This is a genomic window from Mesorhizobium sp. KR1-2, from assembly GCF_040045035.1.
Classification (GTDB): Bacteria; Pseudomonadota; Alphaproteobacteria; order Rhizobiales; family Rhizobiaceae; genus Pseudaminobacter.
Genome location: NZ_JBDZDS010000008.1, coordinates 231,954 through 257,936 on the forward strand (window position 1 = coordinate 231,954; position 25,983 = coordinate 257,936).

The 25,983-nt window shown below is 63.5% G+C and carries 23 protein-coding genes and 1 pseudogene; 14 read left to right on the forward strand and 10 right to left on the reverse strand.

Annotated elements, in window-relative coordinates:
- Window positions 1-28 precede the first annotated feature (28 nt).
- A complete protein-coding gene (locus tag ABLE85_RS17260) occupies window positions 29-1,615 on the reverse strand; it encodes an ABC transporter substrate-binding protein (protein WP_348793938.1) in 1,587 nt (528 codons plus the stop codon).
- Window positions 1,612-2,511 carry a MurR/RpiR family transcriptional regulator gene (locus tag ABLE85_RS17265; protein ID WP_348793939.1) on the reverse strand — a complete coding sequence of 300 codons (900 nt, stop codon included), beginning with the start codon at window positions 2,509-2,511 and terminating at the stop codon, window positions 1,612-1,614. The genes ABLE85_RS17260 and ABLE85_RS17265 overlap by 4 nt, the downstream gene beginning before the upstream one ends.
- Before the next feature lie 135 nt (window positions 2,512-2,646).
- Here ABLE85_RS17265 and ABLE85_RS17270 point away from each other — a divergent pair, with 135 nt between their 5' ends.
- The 6 genes from ABLE85_RS17270 (at window position 2,647) to sulP (ending at window position 8,503) form a co-directional block, all read left to right on the forward strand.
- Window positions 2,647-4,092 (forward strand): D-aminoacylase, encoded by a 1,446-nt coding sequence (locus ABLE85_RS17270; protein WP_348793940.1) that lies wholly within the window; start codon window positions 2,647-2,649, stop codon window positions 4,090-4,092.
- Window positions 4,093-4,634: 542 nt separating this feature from the next.
- A complete protein-coding gene (locus tag ABLE85_RS17275) occupies window positions 4,635-4,952 on the forward strand; it encodes a metalloregulator ArsR/SmtB family transcription factor (RefSeq protein WP_348793970.1) in 318 nt (105 codons plus the stop codon).
- Window positions 4,949-5,377: a YeeE/YedE family protein gene (locus ABLE85_RS17280; protein ID WP_348793941.1), complete on the forward strand. Its 429-nt coding sequence runs from the start codon at window positions 4,949-4,951 to the stop codon at window positions 5,375-5,377. Before ABLE85_RS17275 ends, ABLE85_RS17280 begins: the two co-directional genes overlap by 4 nt.
- Window positions 5,377-5,820: a DUF6691 family protein gene (locus ABLE85_RS17285; protein WP_348793942.1), complete on the forward strand. Its 444-nt coding sequence runs from the start codon at window positions 5,377-5,379 to the stop codon at window positions 5,818-5,820. Before ABLE85_RS17280 ends, ABLE85_RS17285 begins: the two co-directional genes overlap by 1 nt.
- Before the next feature lie 15 nt (window positions 5,821-5,835).
- The gene (locus tag ABLE85_RS17290) at window positions 5,836-6,732 is read left to right on the forward strand and encodes an MBL fold metallo-hydrolase (RefSeq protein ID WP_348793943.1); all 897 of its coding nucleotides are present in this window, start codon (window positions 5,836-5,838) and stop codon (window positions 6,730-6,732) included.
- 31 nt (window positions 6,733-6,763) lie between these two features.
- On the forward strand, window positions 6,764-8,503 hold the full coding sequence (gene sulP / locus ABLE85_RS17295) for a sulfate permease (protein ID WP_348793944.1): 1,740 nt from the start codon (window positions 6,764-6,766) through the stop codon (window positions 8,501-8,503).
- A 211-nt stretch (window positions 8,504-8,714) separates the two neighbouring features.
- Here the strand turns inward: sulP and ABLE85_RS17300 are convergent.
- From ABLE85_RS17300 to ABLE85_RS17315, 4 genes and pseudogenes are all read right to left on the reverse strand, one after another.
- A pseudogene (locus tag ABLE85_RS17300) lies at window positions 8,715-8,795 on the reverse strand (hypothetical protein); the annotation flags it as partial.
- 397 nt (window positions 8,796-9,192) lie between these two features.
- Window positions 9,193-10,728: a copper-containing nitrite reductase gene (nirK, locus tag ABLE85_RS17305; RefSeq protein WP_348793945.1), complete on the reverse strand. Its 1,536-nt coding sequence runs from the start codon at window positions 10,726-10,728 to the stop codon at window positions 9,193-9,195.
- A 651-nt stretch (window positions 10,729-11,379) separates the two neighbouring features.
- Window positions 11,380-12,552 (reverse strand): porin, encoded by a 1,173-nt coding sequence (locus ABLE85_RS17310; RefSeq protein WP_348793946.1) that lies wholly within the window; start codon window positions 12,550-12,552, stop codon window positions 11,380-11,382.
- A gap of 471 nt (window positions 12,553-13,023) precedes the next feature.
- Complete coding sequence (locus ABLE85_RS17315; RefSeq protein ID WP_348793947.1) at window positions 13,024-14,355, reverse strand: FAD-binding oxidoreductase; 1,332 nt, start codon at window positions 14,353-14,355, stop codon at window positions 13,024-13,026.
- Between the two features lie 675 nt (window positions 14,356-15,030).
- Between ABLE85_RS17315 and ABLE85_RS17320 the strand changes: the two genes are divergently transcribed.
- The 6 genes from ABLE85_RS17320 (at window position 15,031) to repC (ending at window position 20,932) form a co-directional block, all read left to right on the forward strand.
- Entirely contained in the window at window positions 15,031-15,495 is a 465-nt protein-coding gene (locus ABLE85_RS17320) for a group III truncated hemoglobin (protein WP_348793948.1), read from the forward strand.
- Between the two features lie 72 nt (window positions 15,496-15,567).
- The gene (locus ABLE85_RS17325; protein ID WP_348793949.1) at window positions 15,568-16,011 is read left to right on the forward strand and encodes an Rrf2 family transcriptional regulator; all 444 of its coding nucleotides are present in this window, start codon (window positions 15,568-15,570) and stop codon (window positions 16,009-16,011) included.
- A gap of 161 nt (window positions 16,012-16,172) precedes the next feature.
- Window positions 16,173-16,577, forward strand: coding sequence for a VOC family protein (locus tag ABLE85_RS17330; RefSeq protein WP_348793950.1), 405 nt, complete (start codon window positions 16,173-16,175; stop codon window positions 16,575-16,577).
- Between the two features lie 441 nt (window positions 16,578-17,018).
- Window positions 17,019-18,260 carry a plasmid partitioning protein RepA gene (gene repA, locus ABLE85_RS17335; protein WP_348793971.1) on the forward strand — a complete coding sequence of 414 codons (1,242 nt, stop codon included), beginning with the start codon at window positions 17,019-17,021 and terminating at the stop codon, window positions 18,258-18,260.
- Between the two features lie 11 nt (window positions 18,261-18,271).
- Entirely contained in the window at window positions 18,272-19,315 is a 1,044-nt protein-coding gene (gene repB, locus ABLE85_RS17340) for a plasmid partitioning protein RepB (RefSeq protein ID WP_348793951.1), read from the forward strand.
- Window positions 19,316-19,573: 258 nt separating this feature from the next.
- A complete protein-coding gene (repC, locus tag ABLE85_RS17345; RefSeq protein ID WP_348793952.1) occupies window positions 19,574-20,932 on the forward strand; it encodes a plasmid replication protein RepC in 1,359 nt (452 codons plus the stop codon).
- Between the two features lie 58 nt (window positions 20,933-20,990).
- Here the strand turns inward: repC and ABLE85_RS17350 are convergent, their stop codons facing one another.
- Genes ABLE85_RS17350 through ABLE85_RS17360 form a run of 3 tightly spaced genes read right to left on the reverse strand, consistent with a single transcriptional unit; the run spans window position 20,991 to window position 22,700 of the window.
- Window positions 20,991-22,157: a tyrosine-type recombinase/integrase gene (locus tag ABLE85_RS17350; RefSeq protein ID WP_348793953.1), complete on the reverse strand. Its 1,167-nt coding sequence runs from the start codon at window positions 22,155-22,157 to the stop codon at window positions 20,991-20,993.
- A gap of 1 nt (window position 22,158) precedes the next feature.
- Complete coding sequence (locus ABLE85_RS17355; protein ID WP_348793954.1) at window positions 22,159-22,455, reverse strand: CcdB family protein; 297 nt, start codon at window positions 22,453-22,455, stop codon at window positions 22,159-22,161.
- The gene (locus tag ABLE85_RS17360; RefSeq protein WP_348793955.1) at window positions 22,455-22,700 is read right to left on the reverse strand and encodes a type II toxin-antitoxin system CcdA family antitoxin; all 246 of its coding nucleotides are present in this window, start codon (window positions 22,698-22,700) and stop codon (window positions 22,455-22,457) included. Before ABLE85_RS17360 ends, ABLE85_RS17355 begins: the two co-directional genes overlap by 1 nt.
- 264 nt (window positions 22,701-22,964) lie before the next feature.
- Between ABLE85_RS17360 and ABLE85_RS17365 the strand changes: the two genes are divergently transcribed.
- Both ABLE85_RS17365 and ABLE85_RS17370 read left to right on the forward strand, forming a co-directional pair.
- Window positions 22,965-24,062 (forward strand): RHE_PE00001 family protein, encoded by a 1,098-nt coding sequence (locus tag ABLE85_RS17365; RefSeq protein WP_348793956.1) that lies wholly within the window; start codon window positions 22,965-22,967, stop codon window positions 24,060-24,062.
- A 237-nt stretch (window positions 24,063-24,299) separates the two neighbouring features.
- Entirely contained in the window at window positions 24,300-25,751 is a 1,452-nt protein-coding gene (locus tag ABLE85_RS17370; protein WP_348793972.1) for an NAD-dependent succinate-semialdehyde dehydrogenase, read from the forward strand.
- A 45-nt stretch (window positions 25,752-25,796) separates the two neighbouring features.
- On the opposite strand, the gene ABLE85_RS17375 is transcribed toward ABLE85_RS17370, so the two are convergent.
- A partial coding sequence (locus ABLE85_RS17375) for a hypothetical protein (protein WP_348793957.1) occupies window positions 25,797-25,983 on the reverse strand: 187 nt, incomplete at its 5' end.

Sequence of the window (25,983 nt, forward strand, 5' to 3'; positions counted from 1 at the left end):
CTTTCCTCCCGGTGCGCTTGCTCCTCCTTTACTCCATTACTTCCATGTCCAGGATCGTCTGGCCCCTCAGGCCGGGGCCACGGATTTCTGCCGGCACGCGAAGCTTATCCTTGTTGTAGCTGATGTTCTGAACCGGCTGGTAGATCGGCGCGAACAACCACTGCGACAGAATATGCTCGTGATAGGTCTTGAAGTTGGCCACCCGCTCTTCCCAGGTGCGAGACCCGGTCATCGCCTTCTGGTTCAGCTCCTCCGACTTGGGATCGTTCCACATCGAAATGTTGGGGTAGCCCAGCCGCTTGCCGCTGAAGAACCAGTCGAGAATGTCGGCGTTGGCCCAGTCGTAACTGCGCACGGCCAGCTGGTGCTGGTTCTTCTTGTAGAGATCGCGAATGGTGCTGGAGTCGTAAACGGTGATCTCGGCCTGCATGCCGATGGCCTTCAACTGCGCCTGAACCGCCTCTGACACTCGCTTGAACTCGGTGTCGCCCTGGGTCCAAAGCGTCACCGAAAGCGGCTTTCCGTCCTTTTGGCGGACGCCATCAGGCCCCATTGTCCAGCCCGCCTCATCGAGGAGGGTATTTGCCTTGGCCGGATCGTAGGAAATATTGTATTTCGGATCGACGTTCGCTTCCGCGAGCGAGCTGATCAGGAAGTTGTGCGCCTCCGCGCCAACCCCCTTGTAGATATTGTCGAGAATTTCCTTCTGATTGACGGCCAGGGCCGTAGCCTCGCGCACGCGGACGTCTGTGAACGGCTCGACGCTGGTGTTGATCGGCATGTACATGACGACAAGACCGGGAAGGCTAAGCGTTTCCAGGTTGGGCGTCGCCTTGATCTGCGGCAGGAAGTCGGTTGGTACGTCATAGAGCAGGTCGATGCCGCCAGTCTTCAGCTCGAGAAAAGCGGTGGACTGCTCGGGGATCTCGCGCATCGTCAAAGTCTGGATCTTGGCGGGACCCTGGTTCTGCGACAATTCCGATCCCCAGGTGTAGTCGTCGTTGCGAGTCAGCACCGTCTCCTGGCCGACCGCGAAGCTCTCGAGCTTGTAGGGGCCCGTCCCGACGGCTGTGGTGATGCCGTAGTCATCGCCCAACTCCTTCACCGCTTTCGGACTGGGAACCCCCATGAAGGAGCTCGAGAAGTTGAAAAGCAGGTTCGGGTCGGGCTGCTTCATCAGCAGCTTCACCGTATGGTCATCCACCATCTCGATCTTGTCGATCGCATCGATCATGAACTGGTTTTCGGTGCCTTGGAACAGGGCCAGCCAGTCGACGATCGTCTGCGCGTTGAAGGGCTCGCCGTCGTGGAACTTGACGCCTTGGCGCAGTTTGAAGACCCAGCTCATACCGTCGGGCGCCGCATCCCACGATTCCGCCAGATGCGGATGGAATTGCTGTTTTTCGTCCTGCTCGATCAACCGATCATAGATCAGGTAGTTCGAAACATTCAGCATCGTCGCCTTGACGGGATAGTAGCTTGGCGCGCCGACAGCAGATGAGGCGATGACAAAGGTCGCCTCCTGGGCAAAAGCCGCCGGTGCAAGCGCAAAGGACAATCCCCCCACCAGCGCCAGCGAAGCAGTGCTGTTCAATGTTTTGCGAATGTAGTTCATTTGGTTCCCCTTTTTTTTCTTTGGAGTGGTCTTGGTAAATTTTTTGGCCCTGACGGGTCTCCGACATAGCCAATGAAGTCGCTGTACAACTCCGACGTGCGGTTCATTCGCCGCTCGACCGACGGGCCAAGGGCTGCGAAGACACCATTGATGATCAGGTTCGTGAGGGTGACCATCAGGGAGGTCGAATCCCAGAACAGGTTGAACTGGGTGGGGACAACGAACATTTCGTCCACCAGTTCGCGACCCCAATCGCAGAACTCATCGGTGATCAGGATGATGGGAATGCCCGCCGCGCGGGCTTCCTGGACCAGCAATGGAGCAAGGCGGGAATAGCGCCGCGCTTCATAGACGACGAGGCAGGACTGCGTTGCATCGGCCAGCAGGAGTTCGGAGAAGTTTCCTCCCGCAAGGTCGAGAAGTCGTATGCCGGGCCGTATGTACTCCATCTGGTTGACGAAGATCTGAGCGATGCCGCGCTCTGTCTGGAACCCGGCCGCATATACCTGTGGTGTCTCGGACAGCAGCTTTACCGCGCGTTGCCATGACTGTGACCGGGCCAGCTCGTACACGGCGACCAGGCCCGCCATCTCCAGGTCCAGGCTGCGCGCCAGCTCGTCCGCGCCATTTTTGCTTCGTTCCCGGAATTCCTGCAGCCGATCCCCGATGAGCCATGGTCGATCGCCTATGTCTGCCTGGAGAACTGCCTTGAAAGCCTTGAAGTGCGGATAGCCCAGCGAACGGCAAAAACGCCCGACCATGGGCTCGCTGACGCCAACCTTGGCGGCCAGAGACGCGGCGGTCTCAAATGGAATGCCGGTCATGTTCGCCAGCATATAGCTGCCGATCGTCTTTTCCGACTTACTGGCATCCGCCGAGGCCAGATATTCAACCAAACGCTTTCTCAACTAAGCCATCAAGGGTTGACAGGACAGAGGACAAGGCTGTTAGTTTATGAAACTTCTGTCAACTCTTTTTATTTTTCTTACATTTTTCAGCCGATCCCGCGAACGGTCAAAGGTGCCCAGTCGATGCCTGCCACGACCCACGATCTGGTACTGCGGAATGCCCTCATCATCGACGGCACTGGAAAGCCCGGCTTTCCGGGCGATATCGGCATAAGGGACGATCGGATCGCGACTATCGCCGAGCCGGGCACACTGCTCGGCGACGCACGCATGGATGTCGGCGGACGCGCGGTCAGCCCCGGCTTCATCGATGTTCATACGCATGACGACCGGTTGGTTTTGATCGATCCGGCCATGGCACCGAAGGTCAGCCAAGGCATTTCAACGGTAATCGTGGGAAACTGCGGGGTTAGCCTGTCACCATTGGTGCTGCAGGAGGAACCGCCTCAGCCTCTCAATCTGCTCGGTAGCGCAAAAGACTTCCGCTTCGGCCGCATGGCCGATTATATCGAGGCGGTTGCCTCGGCTTCCCCGGCGGTCAATGTGGCTGCTCTCGTCGGCCACTCGTCGTTGCGGGTCGCCGTCATGGGAGATCTAGACCGCCCGGCAACCGAGTCCGAAATCGAAGACATGAGGCAGATCCTCGCGTCAGCCCTGGAAGATGGCGCCATTGGTCTGTCGACCGGGCTCTACTATCCCCCGGCTCGTGCAGCCGAGATCGACGAAGTGGTCCTGCTCGCGCGGGAAGTTGCGTTGGCCGGCGGGATCTACACCACCCATATGCGCGATGAGGATGACTTCGTCATGGAGTCGCTCGAGGAGACGTTCGAGACCGGCCGGCGCGCCGATGTGCCGGTGGTGGTCTCGCACCACAAATGCGCAGGCAGGCGAAACTGGGGGCGAAGCGTCCATACGCTGCGCGCGATCGAAGCCGCCGCCGCGAAGCAGGAAGTTGGCGTCGACGCGTACCCTTACGCCGCGAGCTCGACAATTCTTCTGCCCGAATGGGTGGACGAAAGCATCCGCGTGATGGTCACGTGGTCCACGCCCCACCCCGAGATGGCGGCGCGCGATCTTTCCGATATCGCGGCCGAATGGGGCGTGAGCCAGAAGGAAGCGAGCGCCCGGCTTGCTCCTGCAGGGGCGGTCTATTTCGACATGCACGAGGATGACGTTCAGCGCATTCTTGCCAATCCTCTGGTGATGATCGGCTCGGACGGCATTCCCCATGACCAGCACCCGCATCCCCGCCTTTGGGGAACATTTCCAAGAGTTCTCGGGCACTATTCCCGGGATGTCGGTTTGTTCCCACTAGAAGAAGCCGTGCGCAAGATGACAAGCCTGCCGGCGGCAAAATTCCGGCTAAAGGATCGGGGCCAGGTGGCGGTCGGCTACTTCGCCGATCTCGTGGTGTTTGACCCGGCGACGATCATCGACGCTGCTACGTTTGATAAGCCCATCGCACCCGCAACGGGCATCGAAGCCTTGTTCGTGAACGGCAGGATGGCTTACACAAGCGCGGATGGGAGCATTTCCGGCAGAAGCGGACGTTTCATTCGTCGCCAATAAGGTGATGGGGCAGATGCCTGAGTTCTGGTGCTCGGGGCCGCCCAAAGAAAGTCGCCTGGCACCGACGCGCTTCATCGAGCTGAAGGACGCCAACGAAGGTTGACTTCGCGATCCGGCTCAGTCTGTTGGCGCACGTCGGCCCGAGGTACGTACGGCCCAGTCGATGATCTGTCGTGAAGTCATGGTACCCCACCCCCGTCCGACCCCATAACCGTGCTGGAACAGAACCATCGTCGGGATGCCTCGAATGCCGAGACGACCCGCGATCTGGGTTCGGCATCCGAGTTGGAATGCTCTGCAAAAAAGTAGAAATTAATGATTGCAATTTTTCGAAATCGTTTTATGCTAGTTATATGAAGCTGCCACAACTTGGCGGACTGATCATGGCGCACATCCCTGTGCGGGGCAGTCTCGCAGCAGCCATCGACCAGCCCATTTCCACTAGACCAGTGTCCTGGAGGAGGCAGTTCACGATACATATTAAGCAGCCGGAGATCACTGGATTGACATCAACAGAGACCCTTTCGCGGGAAGCGGCGAACATGAAGGCAAATGTCGATGAGGCATCGAGCTTTCTGAAGAAGCTTTCGAACTCGGATCGCCTTCTGGTCGCCTGCGCCCTCACAGATGGAGAGCGTTCGGTGCGCGAGCTGGAGGACCTTCTCGGCATCCGCCAGCCGGGGCTGTCGCAACAGCTCGCCGAACTCAGGGAGGCGGGCCTAATAGTCGGCCGGAAGGAGGGCAAGCAGGTCTTCTATCGGCTGGCTGATCCCCGTGTCGAAATCTTCATTGCCACCATGCACCGGCTCTTTTGCAGGCCGGATAATCAGATCTCTACCAACAAAGAACTAGCATCATGACAGAATTTACCCCATTCGCCTCGCTGTTCGGCGGAACGCTGATTGGGCTTGCCGCCGTTCTGCTGATGGCCTTCAACGGCCGTATTGCTGGCATGTCCGGCATACTTGGCGGCATCCTGCCTCCAGTCTCGCCCGACTGGGCCTGGCGGGCCGCCTTTCTGGTTGGCGCGTTTGCAGCACCAGCCCTGATCCTGACCGCCGGTGGCTACGACATTCCCTTCCAGACCACCGTTTCGACGCCCTGGATTGTCGTTAGCGGCCTGATCGTCGGCATAGGCATCACCTATGGCTCCGGCTGCACCTCGGGACATGGGGTCTGCGGGATGGCCCGGCTGTCGGTACGCTCGATCACTGCCACACTGGCCTTCATGGTGACCACGGCCGTCACTGTCTTCGTTGTCCGCCACGTTCTGGGAGGCTTCTGATGCCGCGAATTCTGTCCGCCCTCATCTCCGGCCTGATTTTTGGCGCCGGCATCGCCATCTCGGGCATGATCAACCCTGCCAAGGTTTTGAACTTCTTCGATATCGCCGGAAGTTGGGACCCTTCGCTCGCCTTCGTCATGGGAGGCGCGCTGGCGGTCACGGCCGTCGGTTATTTCCTGGTCCTCAAACGCGCGGCGCCGGTTTTCGAGCCGAAGTTCTATCTGCCCACCAGGAAGGATCTCGACCTGCCGCTCCTGGCCGGCTCGGCAACCTTCGGCATCGGCTGGGGCATTGCCGGCTTCTGCCCCGGCGGTGCCGTCCCCGCAATAGGCCTCATGAAGGCCGAGGCCTTCATCTTCGTTGCCGCGATGGTTGGCGGCATTGCGCTCGCGCGTCTCATTCGCCGGGCGACAAGCGCCAAGACCGCATCGAAACACGCCTGAACAGGAGCTTCTCCAATGCCCGAACCGCTTCCCTTCATGCCTGACCTCACCGTTAAACCCGAAGTCGTTCCTTTCTTCGACGAACCGACCAACACGATCAGCTACATAGTCAAGGACCCTGCATCGAACGCATGCGCTGTGATCGATTCCGTGATGGACATCGACTACGCAGCCGGCCGCATCACCTATGACGGCGCCGACAAGATCATCGCCTATATTCAAGAGCGGGGTTGGAAGCTTGAATGGCTAATTGAAACCCATGTCCATGCGGATCATCTGTCCGCAGCGCCCTACATCCAGGAAGAACTCGGCGGCAAACTCGGCATCGGCGAGAATATCACGGTCGTCCAGAATACCTTCGGCAAGATCTTCAATGAAGGCACCGAGTTCCATCGCGACGGGTCGCAGTTCGACCGGCTCTTCAAGGATGGTGACAGCTACCAGATCGGCACGATGACCGCCCATGTGCTCCACTCGCCGGGCCACACCCCGGCCTGCATGACGCACATTGTCGGTGATGCGGCCTTTGTCGGGGACACGCTTTTCATGCCCGATGGCGGCTCGGCCCGTGCCGATTTCCCGGGCGGAGATGCCCGCACCCTCTATCGCTCGATCCAGCGTGTCCTGACATTGCCTAGCCAGACGCGCCTCTTCATGTGCCACGACTACGGTCCGAACGGGCGCGACATCCAGTGGGAAACAACAGTCGCCGAAGAGCGCGACCACAACATTCATGTCGGCAAGGGTATAAGCGAGGATGAGTTCGTGGAGATGCGCGAAGCGCGTGATGCAACCCTTGCCATGCCGAAGCTCATCATCCCTTCGCTCCAGGTCAACATGCGCGCCGGCCGGCTTCCGCCTGCCGACGAGAGCGGCAAGACCTTCCTGAAGGTTCCCGTCAACATCCTCTGAGGGGCTGGCCCGGTCGGCGGACAGCGTTGTCATGGTCAGAATCGAGAAAATCCTCCCCATCCTGGCTTGGGGCAAAGCTTATGATCGCGCAGTCATGACCAGCGACCTGGTGGCGGCAATGATCGTTACCATCATGCTGATCCCTCAGTCATTGGCCTATGCGATGCTCGCGGACCTGCCGCCGGAGGTTGGGCTGTATGCCTCGATCCTTCCTCTGGTGGCCTATGCGGTCTTCGGCACCAGCCGCGCACTGGCGGTTGGTCCGGTCGCCGTGGTCTCCCTGATGACGGCTTCCGCCATCGGGCAGATCGCGGAGCAAGGCACCGCCGACTATCTGACCGCCGCAACCGTGCTCGCTCTGCTGTCGGGCGCCATGCTTGTGCTCATGGGCGTATTCCGACTGGGATTTCTGGCCAACTTCCTCAGCCATCCCGTAATTTCGGGGTTCATCACCGCCTCGGGGCTGCTGATCGCCGCAAGCCAGCTCAAGCATATCCTGGGCGTTCCGGTCAAAGGAGACACGCTGCCGGATATCCTGGGAGGGCTTCTGTCCAACATCGGCAATGTCAATCCGATCACGCTCGCTATCGGCGGGGGCGCCATCGCCTTTCTCTATTTTGCGCGCTCTCGGCTGAAGGGCCTTCTGACCGGCTCCGGCCTCAACAGCCGGTTGTCGGACATCCTCACCAAGACCGCTCCGATACTGACGGTTGCAATAACGATCCTGATTGCCGCCACCTTCGATCTGGGAAGCCGTGGCGTCATGCTGGTCGGTGCCATCCCGCAGGGTCTTCCTGTTCCAGCCCTTCCGACGTTTTCGCTGGATCTTGTCGCAGCCCTTGCCGGACCGGTGCTCCTCATCAGCGCAATCGGTTTTGTCGAGTCCGTCTCGGTGGCCCAGACGCTTGCCTCCAAACGGCGTCAGCGCATCGTGCCTGATCAGGAGCTGATCGGGCTTGGAGCCGCCAACATCGCATCAGCGATCTCCTCCGGATTTCCGGTTACCGGTGGCTTTGCCCGCTCGGTCGTCAACTTCGACGCCGGGGCCGAGACGCCCGCTGCCGGCATTTTTACCGCTATCGGCATCGCCCTCGCCGCCTTGTACCTAACGCCGCTGCTTGCCAGTCTTCCGCAGGCCACGCTGGCGGCAACGATCATTGTCGCCGTGCTGTCGCTGGTGGATTTCAAGGCAATCCGCAGCGTCTTCGGCTATTCGAAGGCAGATTTCGCGGCGATGGCGGCAACGATCCTGGTTACCCTGCTCCTGGGGGTGGAGCCCGGCATTCTCTCAGGCGTCTTGCTCTCGCTGGCGCTGCATCTTTACCGCACCAGCAGACCCCACATGGCTGTCGTCGGACTGGTGCCTGGGACGGAGCATTTCCGCAACATTGAACGGCACAAGGTCATCACTGACCCCTCGATCCTTTCGATCCGCGTCGATGAGAGCCTCTATTTCGCCAACAGCCGCTATCTCGAAGATCGCATCGCCGCGCTCGTCGCCGACCATCCGAAAGTGCGGCACGTCATCCTGATGTGTCCGGCCGTCAACGCCATTGACGCCAGCGCGCTGGAAAGCCTCGAGGAAATCAATCATCGCCTCAATGATGCAGGCATTACCTTCCATCTTTCCGAAATCAAAGGCCCGGTCATGGATCGCTTGAAGAGGTCGGACTTCCTGCAGCAGCTGACAGGAAGCGTGTACCTTTGCCAGTACGAGGCCATGGTTGCATTGCGGGGTAAAGGACAAGCGCCGATCTATCATTCGGCATGACATTGAATGGTTCTGTTCCAACGGCCGAGCGACAGGCCCTCGATCGCAAGGAGGGCATGGCTAGCACGTCGGCCTTCCGGCGTGGTTGGATCGGCGGGATCGAAAGGCCTTCGTCCGGTTGCGTGCCACCAACAGGCGATTTGACGCTGCAGCGGGCGAAGAAGTTTTCCGGGTTGCGGGTGAGCGTCATCGTGCCAACGCTGATTAGCCGATAATCTGCACGGGGCCGGGTCTTGGTCAGGCCTAACGGATTGACGCGGTAGGTCTTGGCTTCTGCATAGGGCATCGACATGAACAGGTCGCAGCGATGGAAATCGGCATCCGCGTCGGATACAGCGGCGGCCCTTCATCGCCGAAGAAGGCCATGCCGCGGTCAGTGTGGAAGATGCGTGACCCAGAGGTACTGTCACGTTGTTTTTCGGCAAGGATTTTTTGGTAGTTGCTGGGCACGAGCAGGAACGCCCTGCGGCACAAATGTCCCACGCCCTGCCGTCTGGAAAATCAACAGCAAGAGCTTTGCCGGCAATGATTCGTCTTCATTCGACCCTGTAATTACCAATTAGATACTGGAATGCGGACTAAATAACGGAGCAGGCGGGGTAAGGCGTAGGTCCGCTTGGGTTGCCTAACTTCCTGCCGAGAAGAATGGCCAGCACGGGATATTGCCCGCGCTGGCAGCTTGGGAGCGACTAGTTCGCGGCCTCTTCGGCCGGGCCTGTATGCATGATGTCGTCGTTTTCCGGACCGTCGACGATCAAATATCCGGCCAGGCCGCGCTCGGCGCGCGAGAGCGCGTGGTCGACCAGCACGTAGTGCCCGCCGCGATCGACCTTGAAGTCGACGATCGTCGCGCCGCCGGGCGGAACGGTCGTGGTTTGCACGCCGGTCAGGGTCGGCGAGCCGACGCTGCCCATCGAATAGACGTTGTCGAAGATTTCCCCGATGACGTGGAAGGAGGAGGTGAAGTTCGGCCCGCCCACGCCGAAGAAGATGCGCACCGTCTCTCCGGCATTCGCATAGAGCGGGTGCGTCTTGGTGAGCGAGCCGACCGCGCCGTTGAACAGAAAATATTCCGGCCGCTCGGAGGTTAGCTTGTCGTAGTCCATCTCCATCTCGCCCTTGGTGCCGAAGGGCAGGACCGTGTAGAGTTCGCCCTGCATGACGTAGAATTCGCGGTCGACATGCGGCAGGCCGCCTTCCGGCTCGATGAGGATCAGCCCATACATGCCGCTCGTGATGTGATGCGCCACGCTCGGCGTCGCACAATGATAGACGAAGATGCCGGGCCTCAGCGCCTTGAAAGTCACGACGCTTTCATTGCCGGGGTCGGTCTGCGTGGCGTGCGCGCCGCCGCCCGGACCCGTCGCGGCATGGAAATCCACCGAGTGCGTCATCACGCTTTCGGCCGGGTTCTTCAGGTGAACCTCGAGCATGTCACCTACCCGCGCGCGGATGAAGGGGCCCGGCACTTTGGCGTTGAAGGTCCAGTAGGTGTAGGTCGCGCCGTCGTCCAGATTGCCCACGAGTTCCACCGTTTCGAGGTCGACCCTGACAATCCTGGGCGGCCGCTGTCCGATCGGCCCAGGCAGGTCTGCCGGGTCGCGAACGACGTCCGCGGCGGTCGAGGCCATCGCCTCGCGCGGACCCGGCATGACGTGGATGCGTCCCTCCATGCCCGCCTGTCGGTGCCCGGCGATGGAGCAAAAATAAGCGAATTCACCGACCTTGCCGGCCGTGAAGGCGAAGGTGGACGAAGCGTTCTTGCCGACCACGATCGAGGACCGCGCCGCATATTGGTCGATCACCACGTCGTGCTCGGCACCTTCGCCGTTGATCAGGTTGATCTGCACCAGTTCGCCCTCGTGCACCATGAGGCTGGGGTTGACCTGGCCGTCAATATCGCCGCCAACTCCGAGATAGACCATCCGTCCGGCAGCGATGCCGGTCCTGAGCGTGAATATCTTCGGATTGTGGTAGCTCACTATTGCCCCGGTTCCCGCCCCAGTCGCGGCAGCAGACTGCGGTTCGGCGGGGGTGGCGGACGGTTCGGTCTGGGTTGGCTGGGTGGCTTGCGTCGTTGCGGGGTGCTGATGGGTCTGGGCGGTTGCCGGAGTGATGAAGCACCACGACATGACGATCACGAGAAGGGTCGCAAGCCATCGTCCTTGTGCGGCCCATTCCCTGATACCCGGTTTGGTGTCCGATCTTCTAAATTTGTCGCACATGAATGTCTCCTTGTTGCCACGAACAATGCGCGAAAACCTTAAGTCGCGGGGACTTGACGCTCTTTGCGGAAAAGCAACTACGAAGAAATGCTGGTGTCGACTGGGACGATGCTTCGAGCCTCGTGCGTCGCGCCCAAACTGTCAAGGTGTAGGGGGCAGGCGGTCCGAAGCCGCGGGCGAACCAGTATCCGGCAAAATTGGATGGCAAAATCCAGAAACGTCGCCCCCATGCACATGCTGAGAGTGATCAGCCAATCTCCAGGCGTGTCCGACGTCAGCGCCAATGAGACAAAATCGGCTTAGGGTTCGGAATGCGCCGAGATGGCGTGATTGCGTTTGCCGCAAAGCGACCGGCAATCGCGGAGGCGGCAACAAGGCCGACCATTCGCTTCGTCGAGCTGAAAAGCGAGGAGCGACTCGACGTACACGCTTCACCGAGTACGCACCGTCACGACAATCAACAGCATTAATCATTCTCTATCCACGTGATGGTTGGGTGAGGCACTCGTCGTCTGCGGGGCCTCCCCTGCCCTTCACCATGGTGTTTTTGGCCGGCTTTCGATGTCAACGACACGAACCGTCAAAGGGAAAGGGCCCGGCGAATGATCGCCGGGCCCCTCTGCCTGATCAACTTGGAGGTCTAGATGATGATCAGAACGAACGCTGGAAGCGAACCATGCCGCCGAAGCCGTCGCGGATCTTGACTTTGTCTTCCGTGTGCACCGAGTTCCAGGCGATCTCCGGAGTGATCTTGAAGCCCGGAACGATCGTGTAGGCCACGTTCGCGACCACGGCGACGTCCTTGTTCTCGGCGTAGGAAACCTGTGCGTTGAACGCAGCCTGCTTGCTCAGCTTCACAGTGCCGCCGCCCCAGACGGCCCAGTTGCCGAGCCAGCCCTTGTAGAAGCTGCGGTCGATGTTCTTGTTGGTGCCGTAGCCGCCCATGACCCACAGCGAGACGGTGTCGGAGGCGTTGACGTCGAGGCGAACCTTGCCGGCCCACTCCTGCCAGACCGAGTCGTAGCCGACGACGCCGGAGATGCCGCCCCAGGCCTGCGTGAAGGCCGCGCCGGCAACCACGTGCGGAGCGTAGGAATCGATCGTGTAGAACGTGCCACGACCTTCTTCGAGAGCAACCGCCGCCGAGAAGCCGCCGTCGCCCTTGTAGGTGTAGGCGATCTGGTGGGTGTCGTACGAGCTGCCCGCATAGGGGATCAGGTCGTCTTCGATGACGGCGCCGGCATAGTTGGTGAAGGTGGCGAACAGCGAATCGGTCTTGCCGATGCGGAAGCCGCCGAGCTCGATATAGGCGTGGTTGATGCCCAGGTTCGTCGCCGTATCGGTGATGCCGCCCGCAACGACCGTGTTCCAGTCGAAGTTGATGTGCATGTAGCCGCGCAGGGTGCCGAGTTCGGTCTCCGAACGGGCGTCGAGCTGCATGGCTGCGCGGGCGCGCTTGAAGTAGGTGTCGTTGGTCTTGACCTCACGCAGAGTCGGCTTCGGGCCGACGGAGCCGTCAGCTTCCCAGTCAGCGATCGCATCGGCGAGCTCGCCCTCAGCGCGTGCCAGATCAAGCTTGTCGATGACGTTGTTCAGGCCGCGTGCGCCGCCCTTGCCGGCGCGGACGTCGTAGCGGATGTAGCCGCCGACCTTGACGCAGGTCTCGGTGCCGGGGAGGTAGTAGAAGCCGGCGCCATAAACGTCGCAAATGCGAACGTATTCAACGGGTTCCGGCTCAGCGACGACGACAGCGTCGGCAGCGTGGGCACCGGAAACCGCGGCGAGAGCCGCAGCGGAGCCAAGGAGAAGGCTCTTGATATTCATATGAAGACTCCAGTCAAAAGTTGCTTTCAAGGTCTGGGTTCATTTGGCTGAAGTTCAGCATTTCCCTGCCCCACACCCGAGGCCGGTCTACCGAGGCCACATGACGGTTGCGTCTCGGGCGCATGACAGTTCGATGACGGCGGACAGGCCGCGGACGAGTGATGCCAAATGGTGACAGTGGCTCTGCCGGACCCGGTTTCAGGGAGCTCGATGGTCGCGGCAGACTGCGGAAATGCAGGCCGAAATTGAAAGAGTGGCTCCCTCCCCTCCCCTCCCCTCGCACGAGCGCTCGTGGCGATGCTGCGGACAGGCATTGGGTGCCAGCGGGTAAAAAGCAGCGCCGCCCGGTTCGGGGGAACCTGGCGGTGCGGGCATTGAAGGTGCGGGCGCTTGAGCCCTGCCCTGCGCGCGCGGCGAAGCGGCGGCGGACGGGTGCGGTTGACCCCGTGTGAGCACCGGACGCGCCGGTGCTCAGAACCCGCTGATCAGTTCGATCTTGGAGCCGTCCGAGAAGCGGGTGAAACGGAAGTCCCTCGGGTCAACGAGCGGCGTGCGCCCGGTGACGATATCGGCCATGAGCCGGCCGGCGGCCGGGCCGATGCCAAAACCGTGGCCGGAGAAGCCGGTGGCGATGTGGAAGCCGCGGATGCTGTCGATCGCCGAGATGACCGGCACGGCGTCCGGCGTCACGTCGATATAGCCGGCCCAGCGCTGGGCCACCTCCGCCTTCTCGAACACCGGGAATGCCTTCTTGAGATTGGCGAAGGCGATGTCGGAGAGCTTTTTAGCCGGCTTTGGATCGAGCACGCGGCAATATTCGAAGGGGCTGGCCTCGTCCAGTGGCCAGTGGTTGGGAATGCGCGCCTCGTCGAAGAAGCGGCCGCCGAAACGGAAGTTGAGCGAGCGCCATTCCTTGCGGAAGGCCGGCAGGAAGTCTAGCGCATAGCGGAAGGAGTTCGGCACGATGTCAACGACGTTCTCGTGGCCGGAGGCGATGGTATAGCCGCCGTCCTGCCGCTTGCGCACGGCAAAGCCGTTCGACCACATGGCCTGCTCGGGGCCGCCCTCGAGCGGCTTGGTGCGCATGACCGAGTTCATCACCTTGAGCTGCGGCAGGATGATGCCGTGCCTGCCCGAGAACAGGCTCGACCAGGCGCCGCCGGCCAGCACCACCGCCTTGCAGGCGATGGACCCGCGCTCGGTGACGACGCCTGACACGGCGCCGCCGGCCGTCTCGATGCCGCGCACCGCGCATTCGGTGAGGATCGAGGCGCCCTTTTCGCGCGCTGCCTCGGCGATTGCCGGTGCGGCCTTCTGCGGCTCGGCGCGGCCGTCGGCTGCGGTGTAGAGCGCGCCCTTGAGGTTCATGGTGGTGCCGGGGAACATGTTGCGGAACTCGGCGCCGCTCAGCATTCGCGAGTCGAGCTGGTAGCCGTCGAGATTGCGGTTCCAGCGCTCGTGGTTGGCGTATTCCTCGTCGGTGGCGCAGGTGAAGATGATGCCGGCGCGCTTGTAGCCGGTGTCGCGGCCGATGCGCTGGTCGAGCGTGCCCCAGATGCGCAGCGCCTCCGCCATCAGCGGCACTTCGCGCGGGTCTCGGCGCGAGATGCGCACCCAGCCCCAGTTGCGGCTCGACTGCTCCTGGCCGATGCCGCCCTTTTCGCACAGCGCCACGCGCAGCTTCTGCTCGGCCAGTTCCAGCGCGGTCGAGGTGCCGATGATACCGCCGCCGATGACGACGACGTCCACTTCCTTCGGCAGTTCGGCATCCCCATGGACGGGAACGACATAGGGTCCGGGCATGTCAGAAAAACTCCTCCAGCTGACAAAGTTCGGCGACGCTGGCTTCGTCGGGCAGGCCGGGCAGCATCGAGACAAAAAGGGTGAGATCCCGCGGGTCAGTCATGAGACGTTGGGGTCGGGCCGTATCGGTTGCCACGAAACCGGGGTCAGCGCGACACGCCCGCTAGCGGTGGCGAGAACGCCACATCGACGGCGCGGACGTGGAAGTTCAGCTCTTCGTCGAGAATGTCGAGGTCGACAAGGCGACCGAAGCCGGCGGTCTTTGACCGGTACTTCCCATTGCAGCCCCCTCCCCTCAAAGAGCCTGCGATACCAAAGCTTTGGATGGGTTGCATGCAAGGGCGAACGGCGCGTTTCGTGATGATTTGTCGTTAGTCGCGAAAACAGGAAACGCCAGATGGTAGAGGGAGGCAACTATTTTTTCGGCGTCACTTCACCTGGCATAAGTGTTCTCCCTACCTGGCGATGATGATCGCTTGTCACGCGTGCGGGTTTCGGGCGGTGAGTTGGGAGCTGTCAACCGATCATGGCGGGTGTTCCCGGATTGCGGAGCGTTCGGGCAAGTTGGCGGGCGATGATTTGGGCCCGAGGGCGCCCTGCGACCTTTGGCGCTTTGCGTGGGCGCGTTCCTGGCGTAAAGTAGCATCCCAGATACCACTTACGGAAGCGAATGGAATGACCCCCATCGAAAGGGCGCGCCCGGTCGCCGAAACTCCCCTCTCCCACCCGCAGGTCGACCGCGCCTTCATAGGCAGGCTCGTGCGTGCCTTCTACGCCAAGGTGCGTCGCGACGCGCGGCTCGGGCCCATCTTCGCGCGGGTGATCGCGGGAGACTGGGAGCCGCATCTGGAGAAGATGACCGAGTTCTGGTGCTCGGTGATCCTGAAGACCGCCAGCTATAACGGCCGGCCGGTGCCGGCGCACCTCAAGCTCAAGGAGGTGAAGGAGGAAGATTTCGCGATCTGGCTCGGGCTCTTCGCCGAGACGGCGCGCGAGCTTTGCGTGCCCGAGGTGGCGGCGGTGTTTGTCGACCGGGCCGAGCGCATCGCCAAGAGCCTGCAACTGGCCATGTTCTTCCACCTGCCGAGGATGCTGGACAGGCAGGCGGCGGTGACAGCTGTCAACCGCGAGGAGCCGTGACGATGACTCGGCGCGTCGCCTTGCCCGGGCCGGGCAGCCGGCGCCCTTCCCTGCTGCGATAGGACCGCCACCATGCGCATGACCTCGCACACCGACTACGCCCTGCGGATGTTGATCTATCTGGCGGTCCGGCCCGACGTGCCTTGCACGGTGAGCGACGTGGCCGAGGCCTACGGGCTGTCGCGCAACCATCTCCTGAAGGTCGCGCACAACCTGAGCAAGATGGGGCTGGTGGCGACCGCGCGGGGCCGGTCGGGAGGCATCGCGCTTGCCCTCCCGCCGGAGGAGATCAATCTCGGCCGGCTGGTGCGGCGGATGGAGGATGATTTCGCGCTGGTGGAGTGTCTGAAGGCCGAAGGCGGCCATTGCCGCATCACCCCCGCCTGCCGCCTGAAAGGCGTGGTGCGCGAGGCGCTCGACGCCTATCTGGCGGTGTTCGACCGATACACGCTCGCCGACCTGGTGGAGAACGCCGACGCGCTCGCGCCGCTGCTCGGTCTTTCGTCGGCGGCGTGACGCAGGCGAACGCCTGACGCCTTGCGACCTTGGTCGTTCTCTTTCCTTTTTCCACCGCAGCGCCACACGGCGCGTGACGCCTGGCTGTTGATCTTCCCCAAAACTCCGTGATGGATGTCGTTGACGCCCGACTCGCAACCAGGGGCGTGAGGAGGAAGACGATGGACGTTGCCACAGCACGCGGCTTGCCGCCGGTGAATTCGCAGGTGACCTTCCTCTACTACGACGACCTCGCCTCACCTGAGCGGTTTTACGGCGAGATGCTCGGCCTGGAAAAAACCTTCGACAAGGGCTGGGTGAAATTCTTCCGGGCGACCGAGCATTCCTATATCGGGCTCGTCGAACAGGCGAAGGGGCACCACAACACCTCCGAGGCCAAGAGCGTGATGGTCAGCCTCGAGTCGCCGGAACTCGAAGCCTGGTACGAACGCATGAAGGCGAAGGGGGTGGACTTTGTGGTCCATCTCGATACGGATATGTCGGCCGGCCGGCTGGTGAGCACCTTCCTGATGCGCGACCCGGGCGGCTACAGCGTCGAGTTTTTTCGATTCAACCGCCTGGATTGAATTTCATCCTTTCGAGGCAAGGCGTTTCGCCGGGCTGCTTGCAAAGGGCGCCCTCAGAGGGCAGGGCGCATAGGAGCGTTGACAGCTGTCAACGCGGGTACTCGGTCGCTTTTCGGGCGCGAAACTTCGCGGCCGGGCAGCCGTGCCGAAATGGTTAATTTGCGTTAACTATAAAATACTTGACGCGACTCGCCCCGCCTTGCACCCTGTTACGGAATTGGGACGCAATTCGACGGTTCAGGCGTAACACGACTTCAGAGTCGTTACTGCGGAAATTGTTCGTAAAAATTGTGGTCGGCGTAGGCGAGATTCGACCTGCCGGCCCGAATCGGCGCATGATCTGCACTGTTCTCCGCCTTTCGGCGCGGATCGGGGGGATTTTGCGCTGCGTTCCTGACGATGACGGCCGAATAAGCAGGATTTGAAATGGTTGCCGACGCAATGATGAGAGAACAGGACTGGGGACATGTCGACGGCGCTGCGGTGCCGACCGACCGCGCGATCGCGGCCGACGCGGACATGCTGTCGGCCCAGCTTCAGGCGATGCGCAGCCGGTTGTTCCAGCCCGACACGCGCAAGGTCCTGCGTAAGTTCACCAGTGGCGAGGCGGCCAAGCTGATCGGCGTGTCCGACGGCTATCTGCGCCAGCTTTCCATAGCGGGGGAGGGGCCCCAGCCCGAGATCGGAGTCGGCGGGCGCCGGCTCTATACGCTCGGCGACATCAACGCGCTGCGCCGGCACCTGGCCGACCAGGGCGGCACCAAGGCGCGCACCTATCTGCCGCGTCGCAGCGAGACGCTGGGCGAGCATCTGCAGGTGATCGCCGTCACCAACTTCAAGGGCGGCTCGGGCAAGACCACCACCAGCGCGCATCTGGCCCAGCACTTGGCGCTCGCAGGCTTCCGCGTCCTGGCGGTCGACCTCGACCCGCAGGCCTCGATGTCGGCGCTGTTCGGCTATCAGCCGGAGCTCGATCTCAACGGCAACGACACGCTCTACGGCGCGATCCGCTACGACGACAGCCGGCGGCCGCTGCGCGACATCATCCGCCAGACCTATTTCGACGGGCTCGACCTGGTGCCCGGCAATCTCGAGCTGCAGGAATTCGAGCACACCACGCCGCACATGCTGTCGGCGCGGCAGAACGGCGCCGACGACGGCCAGCCGCTGTTTTTCGCCCGCGTGCAGGCGGCCTTTGCGTCGGTCGCCAACGACTATGATGTCGTCATCGTCGACTGCCCACCGCAGCTCGGCTTCCTGACGCTGTCGGCGCTGTGCGCGGCGACCTCGGTGCTGGTGACAGTGCATCCGCAGATGCTCGACGTCGCCTCCATGAGCCAGTTCCTGTTCATGACCGCAGATCTCCTGGCAGTGGTGCGCGAGGCGGGCGGCGAACTCAACTTCGACTTCATGCGCTATCTAATCACCCGCTACGAGCCCAATGACGGGCCGCAGGCGCAGATCGCCGGCTTCCTGCGCTCGCTGTTCGGCGCACGGGTGCTGACCGCGCCGCTGGTGAAGTCGACGGCCTTCTCCGACGCGGGCCTGACCAAGCAGACGCTCTACGAAGTGTCGCGCGAAAGTTTTACGCGCACGACCTACGACCGCGCGATGGAATCGTTGACAGCTGTCAACTCGGAGGTCGAGGGCCTGATCCTCAAAGCCTGGAACAGGGCAGGGTAGGGGAGGCCGGCATGTCATCCAATCGCAAGGATCAGCTGAAAGCCCTCTTCGGAATGGATCAGCCGGCTGCGCCGGCGCCGGCGCCGAGCCCGGAGCAGAAGCCCTTGGTCGCTGTCCCGCTGCAGCCGGCGGCGCCCGAAAAGCCGCGCACGGCCTCCGGCGCGGTGAAGGCGATGGGGCTTTCGCTCGGCGGCCTGTCGCGCGAGCTGGAGGATGCGCGAAGGCTCAAGGAAAGCCTCGAGGGAGGCGAGCGGATCGTTGAGATCGACCCCGCCCTGGTCGAGGCGTCCTTCGTCAGCGACCGGCTGAGTTTTGAGGACACCCACGACCCGGACTTCGAGGCGCTGGTCGAAAGCATTAAGGCCAGCGGGCAGCAGGTGCCGGTGCTGGTGCGCCCGCATCCGGAGAAGCCGGGGCGCTTCCAGGCAGCCTACGGCCATCGCCGCCTGCGCGCGGTGCACCGGCTTGGCAAGCCGGTGCGCAGCATCGTGCGCAACCTCAGCGACGCCGAGCTGGTGCTGGCGCAGGGCAAGGAAAACTCCGAGCGGCGCAACCTCTCCTTCATCGAGCGGGCGCTGTTTGCGCATGCGCTGGTCAAGCACGGCTTCGAACGCGGCGTGGTGCAGGAGGCGCTGTCGCTGCACAAGGCCGACATGACCCGCTTGCTGCAGGTGGCCGAGGCCGTCCCCTTCCAGATCGCCCAGGTGATCGGCCCCGCGCCGAAGGCCGGGCGGGCACGCTGGATGGAACTGGCCGAGCTGCTGAAAGGCGATGCCGCGCAAGTGAAGGCGGCCGATGAGGTGACCAACGAGCGCTTTCGTGCCACCGACAGCGACACACGTTTTGCGCTGCTGTTCAACCGCCTGGCGCGCAAGCCGAAGGCCGAGCCGGCAACCGATATCCGCGACGGGCAGGGACGCGTCTTCGCCCGGCTCGGCAATTTGACGAAAATGCCGCGGCTCGAGCTGACGGCCGCACCGGCTGGCTTCGCCGAATTCCTCGGCGAGGAGCTGCCGGCGCTGCTGCAACGGTTCGAAGAGCAGCGGCGCGAGTGAGTTGAAGTCCATTCCGTCCGGCGAATCACCTCCGAGAATCGGCTGGTGGCGCGCCTGACGGGGAGTGTCAGTGCGTAGGTAGAGTAACGGAAAGAGCTGGAAAGAAAGGAACCCGGCAAGAAAAAGGCCCCCGAAACGTCACCATTCCGGAAGCCCTCATCAATGTAGCGATTGTGAGAGAATCACTTCCGACCTGTCTTGTCAAGGGTTGGGCACGTTCCGGCACGGCTTTGCTTGCCTCGTATCGAGGTTGAAGTGATGACTGAGCGTTTTGCAACGACGCCGTTCGGCGGTCGGTCGCTTTCGCACGCCATGTTCGCAGCCCAGGAGAAAGTGGCGCGAGCGCGCCAGAAACTGCTGGCCGAGGCGGATGAGGGCGAGGCGACGGCGACGGCCGACAAATGGCAGCTACTGCGGTCCCTAACCGAGGCGAGGGTGGTCTACGGGCTTTCCGACCGCACCATTGCCGTGCTGGAAGCACTGCTGAGCTTCCAGCAGGCGGCGGAGCTGGACGGCCGTGCGCCGCTGATCGTGTTTCCCTCCAATGCGGAACTGTCCATGCGCACACGTGGCATGGCGCCGGCAACCCTGCGGCGGCATCTGGCAGCGCTGGTGGACGCGCAGATGATCATTCGCCGCGACAGCCCCAACGGCAAGCGTTATGCGCGCCGCGGCGACGACGGCGCCATCGAAAGCGCCTTCGGCTTCGACCTGGCGCCGTTCGCCTTGCGCGCGGCCGAGATTGAGGCGCATGCCGCTGCCGCACGGGCGCAGGCACGGGCGCTGCAGGCGCTGCGCAGCGAGATCACGATCCACCTGCGGGACCTGGCCAAGACGATCGACGCCGGCCTCAGCGAGGAGAGGGCGGGCGATTGGGAACGGTTTGCCGATCGGCTTGCGGAACTCTCGGGCCGGGTTGCCCGCAATGCCGCGCCGGAAGAGCTGTCTAAGCGTCGCGATGCGCTGTCGCGGTTGCGGGCAGAGGTCGAGCTGGCCTATCTCAACAGTCTTTCAAACGAAGAAATGAGCGCCAATGACTCCAATTTCGAGCGCCATATTCAGAATTCAAATACAGACCTCCATATTGAATCTAGCTCCGAAAAAGAGCTGAACGAAAATCGCCGCGGCAAGACGGTGACGGTAGGCGAGGGGGGACCCGCAGAACAGGCTGACAGGATTGCCGGCATCCGCCGCCGGCTGAAGGCCTCGCGCGACATGCGGGACGAAAACCTGCCACCGCCCGAGCCGGAGACGAAATCGGCGCCCGCGCCGCTGGAAACGGTGCTGGCGGCGTGCCCGCAGTTTGCCCTCTATGCCCGCAAGGGGATCGGCGACTGGCGCGACTTCCTGCAAACGGCGGGGCTGGTGCGCTCGATGCTGGGCGTTTCGCCGGACGCCTGGACACGGGCCCGCCGCGCCATGGGCGATCTCAACGCGGCGGTGACGGTTGCGGCCATCCTTGAACGCTCGTCCGAGATCCGCTCGCCGGGCGGCTATCTGCGCGCGCTGACGGAGCGGGCCGAAAACGGCCGCTATTCGGTCGGCCCGGTGCTGAATGCGCTGTCTGCGGCAGGTCGCACACAAGCGGCGAGGGCAGGGGAGGGGGCCGCACGCTGAGGCGCCGCGAGATGAGAAGCTGCCACTGCGCGGCGCGGACAATGCGCTAGGCGGTGGCTCAGCTCATCAGGCGGGCGGCGCGGCCGCGTGCCCGGTTGGCTTCGTTGTAGTAGTTCGAGGCCTGCTGGACCGATTTGTGCTGCGACTGCTGCATGGCTTCCGGCAGCGGGATGCCGCGGCGGGCGGTCTCGGTGAGATAGCCGGAGCGCAGGCCATGCGCGCTGAACTCGTCGGGGTCGAGGCCGGCGGCGGCGATGCGACGCTTGAGGATGAGGTTGACGGCCTGTGGCGAGAGCGCGCGCCGCTCGAGATTGCCCCAGCGGTCGATGCCGCGAAACACCGCGCCTTCGGCGATGCCCGCGCGGTCGAGCCAGGTCTTCAGCGCCAGCACCGGCCGGCCGACCAGAAGCACGCTCGAGCCTGTGTCTGCTGCAGCCGTCTTGGTTCGGCCGAGGCTGATGGACAGGCAGGGGAGGGGAGGCGCGGCGGCGTCGGTCTCGTCGGCCACCGGCTCTTCCTGCCGAAGCTGCTCGCAGCGCAGGGATGCGATTTCGGAACGCCGCCGCCCGCCGGAGGCAAACGCCGTGAGCAGGAGGGCGCGGTCGCGCAGGCTGGCGAGACTGTCGTCGGCGCAGGCGGCTAGGATCTGGCGCAATATGTCGGCTGTGACGGCCTTCGGGCTCTTGCGCCCACGCGGCCGGTCGGAGGCGCGAACGGCGAGCCGCAAGGCGGCCTGAAGCGCGGGGGCGTTGAACGTGCCGACGAGCCCGCGCCATTTGGTCAGCGTCGACCAGCTCGACAGGCGACGGCGCACCGTGGACGGCGCGTGCGGACCATCGACGCGCAGCAAGCCTTGCGCCTTCAGCGCAGCGGTGACCTCGGCCGGCATGCCGTGGGAGGGGTCGCTTTCCCGCCTGGCCGGGTCCCAAAGGTGATGGGCGACGAACTTGACCAGCAGCGGCTCTGGCGCGGGCCAGGGCAGGGGGGCATCCGTGGCGGCCAGAGCCCAGGCCTCGAGATAGCAGAGGTCGCTTGCGAGCGCGCGCAGGGAGTTCTCGCCCAGCCCCTCGCGGGCGAGGTGGCGAAGCGTGGCCACGTCCTCGTCGGTGAGCACTTCGGCGAGGCGGTCGCGACGGTCGAAGGGCAGGACCGAATCCAGCGCGTCGAGCTCCGCCGCGCGCCGGGAAACGGCGTCGGGGAGGGCAGGCTTCGAAGTGTCGCCCATCTCAGAAACCGTGGAAGACCATGTCCAGCGCCGCGACGATCTCGTCGCGATGCGCGGAAAAATTGGCGATCGGGCTGGCCAGCACCGAAACGGGAACCGCCGCCAGGAACTGCGTGACCATCACGCAGCGCGTGCCCTCAAGCTCGAACACCGGGTTGAGCCGCCGCGCCGGCTGGGGCGCGGCCTCCAGCGGCAAGAGCGGAACGACCACGCGGGTCTTCAATTCGTCGAGCAGGTCGGCCTGGACGTCGAGGACGAAGCCGCCACCCGGATTGGCGTAGACGTCATAGCGCGCCATCAGAACTGACGGTAGCGCTCGAGGGGCAGGCCATTGGCCTCGACGAAAGCGTTGGAGCTTTGCAGGGCTTGCCTGTTCTCGGCCCGCCAGCGTTCGGATTTGGCGTCGGCGACGGCCTTGGCGATGCCCTCCTCGGCCGCGCGCGAAATGTTGATCTCGAGCGTCCGCGCCTCGCGCAGCAGCGAAGCGTCGATAGACAGGTTGGCGGGGCGTTTCGCGGCCTGGTGGCGCAAGTCGGCAGGCATCGGCAGTCTCCTTTGTAGAGGACAGAGTATGCGCATGATCATGCGCATTCAAGGGCGACGTCTCTCTCGCCCAAGACAGACAGGTGCCGCAAGGCTCGTGAAGGAACCGAAACGACGGCGAAGAGAACAGCTTTTGCGCCCCGGATCAATCACTATCGATAAGAAGTGATTATCGTTAATGAAATCGATCGCTGCTCATATCTCCTGCAAGTCAACGTAATGGCAGTCTAGCTTGACGAAAGCAAATCAGATAAATGCAAAACAATGGGTTACCAGCTAGACAGTCTGCCGCTGCAAGCGCTGATCGCGCCCGTCGCTCGCACCACCGAGGTTTTGGTCCGCCTCGACGAGCGTCTTGCCCGCTCGCCCGTCCGCGAGGGGTTTCTGGAACGCGCCCACTTCCACGATGCGGCAGCCGCACTCTGGCTCGAGGGAGAGCTCGTGCACCTCGAGGATCTTGTCCTGCACGACGCCCATATGGATATCCGCAGCCCGACGCACGAGCTTACGCGGGCGCATGCGGTCCTGCGCGCCCGCCGTCAGATCCTGTCGCATCCGCCCGACTGGGCGCTCGGCCGGGAGGGCTTGCGCCGACTGACGGGCCGCGTCGGCACTGGTGCGCAAGACGATCAGAAAGAGGAGGGGGCCGCGGCCGACGTGAAGGACGGCGAGGAGGCGGAGGACGATCCGCTCGCCGAGGAATTCGCGGCGATCGATGCGGTGCTGGAGCGCTCGAAAAAGATCCTCTACGGTGTCGATGCGCGACCCAGCCCGACGCCCGCCGAGCGGCCTTCGCTGGTCTACGATCTCGACTGGGACGAGGATGCGCGGCTTGGCCAATGGCAAGACTTGGCTGACGGGACACGCGATCTTCCCATTGCGCTGCGCGCGGCGGTGCTGCTCGACGCCTGGTACGACATCGAGGTGCTCCAGCATGCCGCCTGGCTGGGGCCGCTGCTCGTGGCCGCGCTGCTGCGCCGGGAAGGGCTGGCCGCCAACCATCTCGCCAGCCTGCATCTCGGCGCGCAGAAGATCCCGCGCGAACGCCGGCGCGCCCGCGGCCAGACCGAGCGCCTGCTGGCGTTTCTCGACGCCATCCATGAGGCTGCCGTCGCCGGGCTCAAGGAACACGACCGCCTCGTGCTGGCCAAGAGCCTGATGGAGCGGCGGCTGCGGAACCGCCGCGCCAGCTCGAAGCTTCCCGAGCTGGTCGAGCTGGTGCTGTCGCGGCCGCTCGTTTCCACCACGCTGATCCAGGAGAAGCTGAAAGTGTCGCGCCAGGGCGCGCTGAACCTCGTCGGGGAGCTCAATTTGCGCGAGATGACCGGCAGGGGACGCTATCGCGCCTGGGGTATCGTCTGAGATTGTTTTGAGGCGGTCGAATGCCGTCGGATCGCGATGGCGGATTTGTCAGCAGGACAAAAACAGCGTATCTCGCGTGGCGCTCTCTTCCCGGAGCGACCCGGAATTCACTATCGCGATGAGGTGACCTCGGGGCCCGACCCGCTCGCCCCGGGCCTTGCGGCTTGTTCACAGGCTGACATGGAACTGCCGCCGAGCTTCGTCGCAACGACGCCAAGACACATGGAGACCCTGCCGATGGCCGACGCCGCCTACATCTATCCCGACACCAAGCTGCTGATCGACGGCGAATGGCGCGACGGCCAGGGCGGCCGCACCATTCCTGTCCTCGATCCGGCGACGGGTGAGGAGATCGGCACGGTGGCTCATGCGAGCCGCGCCGACCTCGACGCCGCGCTTGCCGCCGCCGATCGTGGCTTTGCCGTCTGGAGCGCGGTGTCGGCGTTCGAGCGTGCCAAGATCATGCGCCGCGCCGCCGACCTGCTGCGCGCCCGCAAGGACCACATCGCCTGGCTGATGACGCGCGAGCAGGGCAAGCCGCTCGCTGAGGCCGGCGTCGAGGTCCTGGCCGCGGCCGACATCATCGACTGGTTCGCCGAAGAGGCCCGCCGCAGCTACGGCCAGATCGTGCCGGCCCGCGCGGCCAATGTGCGGCAGGTGGTGACCAAGGAGCCTGTCGGCCCGGTCGCCGCCTTCACGCCGTGGAATTTCCCGATCAACCAGGTGGTACGCAAGCTGTCGGCCGCACTGGCCACCGGCTGCTCGATCATCGTCAAGGCGCCGGAGGAGACGCCGGCCTCGCCGGCCGAGCTGATCCGCGCCTTCCAGGACGCCGGCGTGCCCGCCGGCGTGATCGGCCTGGTGTTCGGCGTGCCGGCCGAGATCTCGGAATATCTCATCCCGCATCCGGTCATCCGCAAGATCTCGTTCACCGGCTCGACGCCGATCGGCAAGCAGCTGGCCGCACTCGCCGGCCTGCACATGAAGCGCGCGACCATGGAGCTGGGCGGCCATGCGCCGGCGATCGTGCTCGACGACGCCGATGTGGCCAAGGCGGTCAAGGCGCTGTCGGCCTCGAAGCTGCGCAATGCCGGACAGGTCTGCATCTCGCCGACGCGCTTCCTGGTGCAGGGCCAGGTGTTCGACCAGTTCGTCGACGGCTTTGTGGAAACCTTCCGCGCCACCAAGGTCGGCAACGGCCTCGATGCCGGCACGCAGATGGGGCCGCTGGCCAATGAGCGGCGCATCCCGGCGTTGGAAGCGCTGATCCAGGATGCCGTCGACCGGGGCGCGGAGCTAAGGACCGGCGGCCGCCGCATCGGCAACACCGGCAACTTCTTCGAGCCGACGGTGCTGGCCAACGTGCCGACCGAGGCGCGGGTGATGAACGAGGAGCCGTTCGGCCCGCTGGCGATCATCAACCGCGTCGACACGCTGGACGAGGCGATCGCCGAGGCCAACCGTCTGCCGTTCGGACTGGCGGCCTATGCCTTCACCAGCTCGCTCGAATCCGAGCACCAGCTGTCGACGCGGGTCGAGGCCGGCATGATGACCATCAACCACATCGGCCTGGCGCTGCCGGAGGTGCCGTTCGGCGGCATCAAGGATTCCGGCTACGGCGTCGAGGGCGGCTCGGAGGCGACCCAGGCCTATCTGATCACCAAGTTCGTCACGACCAGCGCGAACTGAGGATAGGGGTAACCACGGGGCGGTCTCCGCGCGCGGAGGCCGCTTTCAGGCCGGCGTGGCAGTGCCAAGCGGACCAAAACCCGCCTGGCATTCGCCCAGCACCCATTCACGGAAGATGACGGCTTCGGGATTCGTGCGCTCGGCCGAGCGGGCGGTCAGGATGTAATGCGCCTCATCGATGTCGATGCCTTCGGCCAGCGGGCTGAACAGGCTGCGCTGGCGCAGGAAGGGC

Coding starts and splice junctions, on each gene's coding strand:
- ABLE85_RS17260 (WP_348793938.1), bottom strand. CDS start 1,615: ATGAACTACATTCGCAAAACATTGAACAGCACTGCTTCGCTGGCGCTG.
- ABLE85_RS17270 (WP_348793940.1), top strand. CDS start 2,647: ATGCCTGCCACGACCCACGATCTGGTACTGCGGAATGCCCTCATCATC.
- ABLE85_RS17275 (WP_348793970.1), top strand. CDS start 4,635: ATGAAGGCAAATGTCGATGAGGCATCGAGCTTTCTGAAGAAGCTTTCG.
- ABLE85_RS17280 (WP_348793941.1), top strand. CDS start 4,949: ATGACAGAATTTACCCCATTCGCCTCGCTGTTCGGCGGAACGCTGATT.
- ABLE85_RS17285 (WP_348793942.1), top strand. CDS start 5,377: ATGCCGCGAATTCTGTCCGCCCTCATCTCCGGCCTGATTTTTGGCGCC.
- ABLE85_RS17290 (WP_348793943.1), top strand. CDS start 5,836: ATGCCCGAACCGCTTCCCTTCATGCCTGACCTCACCGTTAAACCCGAA.
- sulP (WP_348793944.1), top strand. CDS start 6,764: ATGGTCAGAATCGAGAAAATCCTCCCCATCCTGGCTTGGGGCAAAGCT.
- nirK (WP_348793945.1), bottom strand. CDS start 10,728: ATGTGCGACAAATTTAGAAGATCGGACACCAAACCGGGTATCAGGGAA.
- ABLE85_RS17310 (WP_348793946.1), bottom strand. CDS start 12,552: ATGAATATCAAGAGCCTTCTCCTTGGCTCCGCTGCGGCTCTCGCCGCG.
- ABLE85_RS17315 (WP_348793947.1), bottom strand. CDS start 14,355: ATGCCCGGACCCTATGTCGTTCCCGTCCATGGGGATGCCGAACTGCCG.
- ABLE85_RS17320 (WP_348793948.1), top strand. CDS start 15,031: ATGACCCCCATCGAAAGGGCGCGCCCGGTCGCCGAAACTCCCCTCTCC.
- ABLE85_RS17325 (WP_348793949.1), top strand. CDS start 15,568: ATGCGCATGACCTCGCACACCGACTACGCCCTGCGGATGTTGATCTAT.
- ABLE85_RS17330 (WP_348793950.1), top strand. CDS start 16,173: ATGGACGTTGCCACAGCACGCGGCTTGCCGCCGGTGAATTCGCAGGTG.
- repA (WP_348793971.1), top strand. CDS start 17,019: ATGATGAGAGAACAGGACTGGGGACATGTCGACGGCGCTGCGGTGCCG.
- repB (WP_348793951.1), top strand. CDS start 18,272: ATGTCATCCAATCGCAAGGATCAGCTGAAAGCCCTCTTCGGAATGGAT.
- repC (WP_348793952.1), top strand. CDS start 19,574: ATGACTGAGCGTTTTGCAACGACGCCGTTCGGCGGTCGGTCGCTTTCG.
- ABLE85_RS17350 (WP_348793953.1), bottom strand. CDS start 22,157: ATGGGCGACACTTCGAAGCCTGCCCTCCCCGACGCCGTTTCCCGGCGC.
- ABLE85_RS17355 (WP_348793954.1), bottom strand. CDS start 22,455: ATGGCGCGCTATGACGTCTACGCCAATCCGGGTGGCGGCTTCGTCCTC.
- ABLE85_RS17360 (WP_348793955.1), bottom strand. CDS start 22,700: ATGCCTGCCGACTTGCGCCACCAGGCCGCGAAACGCCCCGCCAACCTG.
- ABLE85_RS17365 (WP_348793956.1), top strand. CDS start 22,965: ATGGGTTACCAGCTAGACAGTCTGCCGCTGCAAGCGCTGATCGCGCCC.
- ABLE85_RS17370 (WP_348793972.1), top strand. CDS start 24,300: ATGGCCGACGCCGCCTACATCTATCCCGACACCAAGCTGCTGATCGAC.